The sequence below is a fragment of the Methylobacterium isbiliense genome, assembly GCF_022179325.1.
Lineage (GTDB): Bacteria > Pseudomonadota > Alphaproteobacteria > Rhizobiales > Beijerinckiaceae > Methylobacterium > Methylobacterium isbiliense.
On sequence record NZ_BPQQ01000004.1, the window covers coordinates 182,947 to 189,150 of the forward strand.

Genomic DNA, 6,204 nt, shown 5'->3' on the forward strand with positions numbered 1-6,204 from the left:
GCCGGTCTCATGCCGGCGATCATGGTCAGTGACCGCCGGTTCGGTTCTCGCTGTTTCGTCGGATCCTTGGTCTGGCGTCGAACAATCGAGATGTCTCACCGGCCCGATGTGCCAGCATCCGGGGCCGCTGGTCTCACGAGGCCGCCGCGCCCTCGCCGATCATCAGCGCCGCCGCCGGGGAGGCGGCGACCGAGCCGGCGAAGTAGGGCAGGAAGCCCTTGACGATCGAGCGCGGGATGTCGAGCGGCCGGTAGTGCACCGTGTCGACGAACATCAGCGATTGCTCGCCGCGGCCGAGCAGGCCGTGCGTCTCGCTGTGGATCTCGTGCGCCAGGGTTACGAACTTCCGGCTGTGGGCGGCGATGCGGATGCGCACCACGATCGGCTCGAACTCCTTCGCCTCGCGCCGGAACTGGTGGTTGAAGTCCCGGGTCAGCACGTAGAAGTCCGTCGAGGCGAGGCTGAAATCCGGCATGCAGACGTTGAAGAACAGCTCCCGCGCCTTGCCCACCCAGCGCACGTAGTTGGCGAAGTAGATGTTTCCGACCGAGTTGGTGTCGTCGTAGGTCGGGGTCATGTGGAAGACGAACCACTGGCCGTCGAAGCCGTAGGACGAGGCGTGGTTCTCGTTGGCGAGGGTGACGAGCGCCGGCGCCGGCTCGGCCGGAGCGGGTACCGCCGCGACCGGGCGGGGGGCCTCGCCCGCGGGCTTGGCGCGCAGCCCCGCGAGCGTCGGGGCCGCGCCGATCAGCGCCACCAGCGGCGCGGCCGTGGCCAGCAGCGGCGCCGGCCCGAGATAGCCCGCGAGGAAGATCAGCGCCGCCGCGAGCCCGAGCATCGCGCACAGGGTGCCGTCGTAGCGACGCTCCGCCCCCAGCACCTCGCCGACGAGGCAGGCCGCGCCGCCGGCGAGCAGGGTGGCGAACGGCAGCATCAGGTACATCATCGAGAGATTCGCGCCGATCATCGCCGCCGCGACCGCGATCGCCGCCAGGACCAGCCAGAGCGGCGAGGACACGAGGCTCGGCGACACGAAGGCGAGGAGGGGCGAGCTGCTGCGCGCCGTGAGCGAGGACATGAACCAGCGGATCGACGCGTAGGCGCTGTCGAGGGTCGAGGTGGCGGCGATGAGCGTCCAGATCAGGAAGGCGACGCTCGCGGCCGGCACGGCGCCCGCCGCCACCGCCACCGCCGGCTGCGCGCCCGGCAGCCCGTCCGCCGTCACGACGGCGGCGGCGGGACCGGCGGCCGCCGCCAGGGCGGCGTTGAGGACGAGGAGCCCGAGGAAGAGCACCGCGCCCACCCCGTAGGCGGTGCGGACGCTGGCGCCGCTCGCCCGGATCTCCACGGCGCGCTGCCATTGCTGGAGGTCGGTCCACGGCCCGAGCAGGAAGCCGACCAGGGAGGGCAGCACGAGGCCGTAGAAGCGCGCGTCGAAGGCCGCGACCGGCACCGGCGCCTCGGCCGTGCCCCGGAGCGCGCCGAGCGCCGCCAGGGCCGCGCCGGCGCCGAGCACGAGGTAGGCCGCGTGCAGACCCCGCAGGGCCTTGAGGCCGACCGCGTGGCCGACCGCGCAGGAGGCGAGGATGACCACGCCCGCGACGAGCGCCGCCTCCGCGCCGAGCATCGGCCGCCACGCATAGGCGAGGAACCCGAAGATGGTGATCGCCACCGCGGCGAGCTGGCAGAGCAGGAACAGGCCCGCATAGGAGCCCTGGATGGTCTTGAGGATCTGCGCCGGGTCGCGTCCGGGGGCGCCCAGCACCCAGCCGAACAGGAAGAGGCCGAGCACGTTCGGTGCCGCGAAGCCCACGAAGCCGAGCCACCCGTAGGTCAGCGTGACGTGGATCGCATAGAAGAACCCGAGCCCCCACAGCCACGACATCGCAATCGTCGGCGCCCAACCCACGGACCGCAGCGCATTTGCAGGCATGATCCCACACGTCCCGGTTAATGTGTCTTAACCGTAGCAGGTACGTGGGGCGTCCGAGAAGCCGGTTATGCGAAAAATCACAACTAAATTTTATCCATTCCCGAGGGTTTGTCTCGAAATGGGAATGAGTTTTACAGATGAATCCACAGGTGTGCGCACGCAGGCCGACGCCGCTTTCGTGCTACGATGCGGCGGGCGGAGCCCTGCAGTTTACCCGCAGGGCGAGCATCCTCCGGCGCGATCAAACTGTAAAGTGCATTGTGTGCACTGCCGCGGGGGCGGAGTACGGATGCCCGCGGATTGATGGCCCGGGTCTTGCGGCCGGTGCGGGTCGCGTTGTCGCGACCGACCGGGATCCGCCAGCCATGAACCGCTTCACCGGCTTCCTCCTCGCGAGTCTCGCCGCCGTGCCGGCCGAGGCCGCCGAGAGCCTCCTGCGCATCGCCATGACGGCCGCCGACACGCCCACCGCCACCGGCATGCCGAACAACGGCTTCGAGGGCATGCGCTTCCTCGGCTATCCGGTCTTCGAGGGGCTGGTGCTGTGGGACCTCACCCGCACCGACCGGCTCGCGGGACTGCGCCCGGGCCTCGCCGAGCGGTGGGAGCAGGCCCCCGACGACAAGCGCGTCTGGATCTTCCACCTGCGTCAGGGCGTGGCCTTCCACGACGGCACGCCATTCGACGCCGACGCGGTGATCTGGAACCTCGACCGCTACTTCAAGCCGGACGCCAAGCAGTACGAGCCGCCGGCGGCCGGCATCACCCGCGCCCGGGCGCCCCTGGTCGAATCCTACCGCAAGATCGACGACCGCACGGTGGCCATCACCACGGCGGTGCCGGCCTCCTACTTCCCCTACATGGCGGTCTACATCCTGTTCACCTCGCCGGCCTCGTTCGAGAAGGCGGGGCGGGACTGGGCCAGGGTCGGCACCCTGCCGGCGGCGGGCACCGGCCCGTTCCGCATCACCCGCGTGGCGCCCCGGGAGGCGGTCGATCTCGCGCGGCACGACGGCTACTGGGACCCGGCCCGCCGGGCGAAGCTCGACCGGGTGCGGCTGATGCCGATCCCGGAGGCGAATGCCCGCATCGCGGCGCTGCGGGCGGGCCAGGTGGACTGGATCGAGGCGCCCGCGCCGGACGGCATCCCGTCGCTGCGGCAGGCCGGGTTCGCCATCACCACCGGCTCCTACCCGCACATCTGGCCGTGGTTCTACAACATCGGCGCGCCCAACAGCCCCTTCCGGGACGTGCGGGTGCGCCAGGCTCTCAACTACTGCATCGACCGCGACGCCCTGGTGGGCTTCCTGAACGGCACCGCCGAACCCTCGGTCGGCTGGCTCAAGAAGGACGACCCGAATTTCGGCGCGCCGCAGCACCGCTACGGCCTCGATCCGGCGAAGGGCCGGGCGCTCCTCAAGGAGGCAGGCTACGGGCCGGGCCGGCCGCTCGCCTTCCCGGTGATGGTCTCGACCTCGGGCTCGGGCCAGATGCAGCCCCTGCCGATGAACGAGTTCCTGCAGGAGAGCCTGAAGCAGAACTGCGAGGTCAATGTCACGTTCAACGTGGTCGAATGGCAGGTGCTGCTCACCGCCGGGCGCTCCGCCCCGGATGCCCCGGCCCTCCAGGGGGCGCTCGCGCTCAACGTCAGCTCGCCCTCCTCGGACGTGAGCGTGATGGCGCGCTACTTCTCCTCCGCCAACCTCTCGCCGAAGGGCTTCAACTTCGCGCAGTGGAAGGACGAGGCGTTCGATGACAGGCTGCGCACGCTCTCCGAATCGACCGACCCCCGGGAGATCGCGGCGGCGACGAGGGCGGCCCACGAGCGCCTCGTGGACAATCCGCCCTGGCTCTACGTCGTCCACGACCTCAACCCGCGGGCGATGTCGCCCAGGGTGAAGGGCTTCGTCTCGCCGCAATCGTGGTTCGTCGACCTGACCCTCGTGAGCCTGCAGTAGGATTCATGACCGACGCGTCCCCCGCCGATTCCGACCCCACCCTCCTCTCGGCCGCCGGCCTCGGGCGGGCGATCGCCGCCCGCCGGCTCTCCCCGGTGGAGGCCATGGAGGCGCTGCTCGCCCGCATCGCGCGGCTCGATCCGCGCCTGCGGGCCTACGTGGAGGTCTATGCCGACGACGCCCGGCTCGCCGCCGAGGGGGCCGACCGGGCGATCCGCTCGGGCCACGCGGTCGGGCCGCTGCACGGGGTGCCGGTGGCGCTCAAGGACCTGATCGACGTCGAGGGCCGCGTCACCACGGGCGGCTCGCACACGCTGCGCGAGCGGCGCGCCACCGCCACCGCCACCATCGCCAAGCGCCTGATCGCCCAGGGAATGATCCTCATCGGCAAGACCCACACGGTGGAGTTCGCCCTCGGCGGCTGGGGCACCAACCGGCGCATGGGCACCCCCCTCAACCCCTGGGACCCCGACCATCCCCGCGCGCCCGGCGGATCGAGCAGCGGCTCGGGCGTCGCCGTGGCGAGCCGGATGGCGCCCTGGGCGATCGGCACCGACACGGGCGGCTCGGTGCGGCTGCCGGCCTCGTTCTGCGGCATCACCGGGCTCAAGGTCACGGTGGGGCGGGTGAGCACGCACGGGGTGCTGCCGCTCTCCACCACCCTCGACACGCCGGGGCCGATGGCCCGCACCGTCGAGGACGTGGCGCTCCTCTACGGCGTGATGCAGGGGCCGGATCCCCTCGACCCCAACACCCGCGGCATCGCGCCCGCCGACCCGATGCCCTCCCTCGACCGGGGCGTGCGGGGCCTGCGCCTCGGGCGCATGCCCGCCGCCGAGCGCGAGGGCGTGGCCGCCGAGATGCTCGTCGCCTACGACCGCGCCCTCGACAAGCTGGAGCGGCTCGGGGCCGAGATCGTGGACGTCGCGCTGCCGTTCCGGTTCGTCGACTTCGTCAACGCCTCGGCGATCCTCCACGCGGAGGCCTATTTCCACAACGGCGCGGTGGCGGAGGATTTCTCCGCGCCCCTCGACGAGGACGTGCGCGCCCGGATCCTCTCCGGCGCGTCGATCTCGGCCCGGGATTACCTGCGCACCCGGCGCCTGCAGCAGGACATGAAGCGGGCGCTCGACCGGGCCTTCGTCGGCCTCGACGCGCTCCTCACCCCCACCACCGAGACGCCGGCCCCCCGCCTCGACGCGGTGGACCAGGCGGTGATGCCCTCCCGCTTCACCCGCTTCGGCAACTTCCTCGACCTCTGCGCGCTCGCCCTGCCGAGCGGCTTCTCCGCCGAGGGGCTGCCGCTCTCGCTCCAGATCGTCTGCCGCGGCTACGAGGAGGCGACGGCCCTGCGCGTGGGCCAAGCCTACCAGCAGGCGACGGACTGGCACCTGCGCCTGCCGCCCGTGTGAGGCCGGCCTCGCCCGGGGCGCCCCGGGCGAGGCCGGGCGGGCGCCTTGCATTCCGGCCCGCATGAGGCTATCTGTTCACCAACAGTTCTGTTCGCGGTCGATGATCGCGGTGCGGGAGTGGGCCCCCCGGGGTCCGCTCTTTTTTATTGCCGCGGGCTCATCGGCGCGGGCGGAACCGCCCCCGATCGCCAGGACGTCACCGCCGGGTTCCATGACCGACGCCCCAGACCATCCCCCGGGCGAGAAGCGCCTGATCACCGAGACCGGCGTGGCCGCGCGCGTGGCGCAGATCGTCGAACCCTCCCTCGAAGGGCTCGGCTTCCGCCTCGTGCGGGTGCGGGTCACGGGCCAGAACGGCTGCACGGTGCAGATCATGGCCGAGCGGCCGGACGGCACCATGACGGTGGAGGATTGCGAGGCGGTGAGCCGGACGATCTCGCCGCTCCTCGACGTCGACGACCCGATCGGCCGCGCCTACCACCTGGAGATCTCCTCGCCGGGGATCGACCGGCCGCTGGTGCGGGCCCAGGACTTCGCCCGCTGGGCCGGCCACGAGGCCAAGGTGGAGCTCAGCGTGCCGCTGGAGGGGCGCAAGCGCTTCCGGGGCGTCATCCGGGCGCCCGAGGGCGGGACGGTCCGCATCGAGCTCGCCGACGTCAAGGAGGGCCTGCCGGCCGCCTATGACCTGCGGCTCACCGACATCGGCGAGGCGCATCTCGTGCTCACCGACGAGCTCATCCGCGAATCCCTGCGCCGCGGCTCCGCGCCGCCCGGCGGCGACGGGGAGGACGGGGACGAGGACGACGGCGCGGGGGCGCCGACCGCGCACTAAGCAGATTTCGCAAAAGTGGTCGCCGGTTTTGCGATAAAAATCTGTGACGAAACAAGAACCTAAGCGGAC

The 6,204-nt window shown here is 71.6% G+C and carries 3 protein-coding genes and 1 pseudogene; 3 read left to right on the forward strand and 1 reads right to left on the reverse strand.

Going from position 1 to position 6,204, the window contains the following annotated elements:
- Positions 1–133: 133 nt before the first annotated feature.
- Complete coding sequence (locus MFF61_RS02575) at positions 134–1,885, reverse strand: acyl-CoA thioesterase (RefSeq protein ID WP_238233547.1); 1,752 nt, start codon at positions 1,883–1,885, stop codon at positions 134–136.
- Between the two features lie 413 nt (positions 1,886–2,298).
- Between MFF61_RS02575 and MFF61_RS02580 the strand changes: the two genes are divergently transcribed.
- From MFF61_RS02580 to rimP, 3 genes and pseudogenes are all read left to right on the forward strand, one after another.
- Positions 2,299–3,891, forward strand: coding sequence for an ABC transporter substrate-binding protein (locus MFF61_RS02580; RefSeq protein ID WP_238233548.1), 1,593 nt, complete (start codon positions 2,299–2,301; stop codon positions 3,889–3,891).
- A 5-nt stretch (positions 3,892–3,896) separates the two neighbouring features.
- The gene (locus MFF61_RS02585) at positions 3,897–5,303 is read left to right on the forward strand and encodes an amidase (RefSeq protein WP_238233549.1); all 1,407 of its coding nucleotides are present in this window, start codon (positions 3,897–3,899) and stop codon (positions 5,301–5,303) included.
- Between the two features lie 211 nt (positions 5,304–5,514).
- Positions 5,515–6,120, forward strand: a pseudogene (gene rimP / locus MFF61_RS02590) (ribosome maturation factor RimP); the annotation flags it as partial.
- Between the last annotated feature and the right edge of the window lie 84 nt (positions 6,121–6,204).

What these genes read in the sequence shown, in the direction of transcription:
- MFF61_RS02575 (WP_238233547.1), bottom strand. Translation starts at nt 1,885, where the DNA reads ATGTCGTGGCTGTGGGGGCTCGGGTTCTTCTATGCGATCCACGTCACG.
- MFF61_RS02580 (WP_238233548.1), top strand. Translation starts at nt 2,299, where the DNA reads ATGAACCGCTTCACCGGCTTCCTCCTCGCGAGTCTCGCCGCCGTGCCG.
- MFF61_RS02585 (WP_238233549.1), top strand. Translation starts at nt 3,897, where the DNA reads ATGACCGACGCGTCCCCCGCCGATTCCGACCCCACCCTCCTCTCGGCC.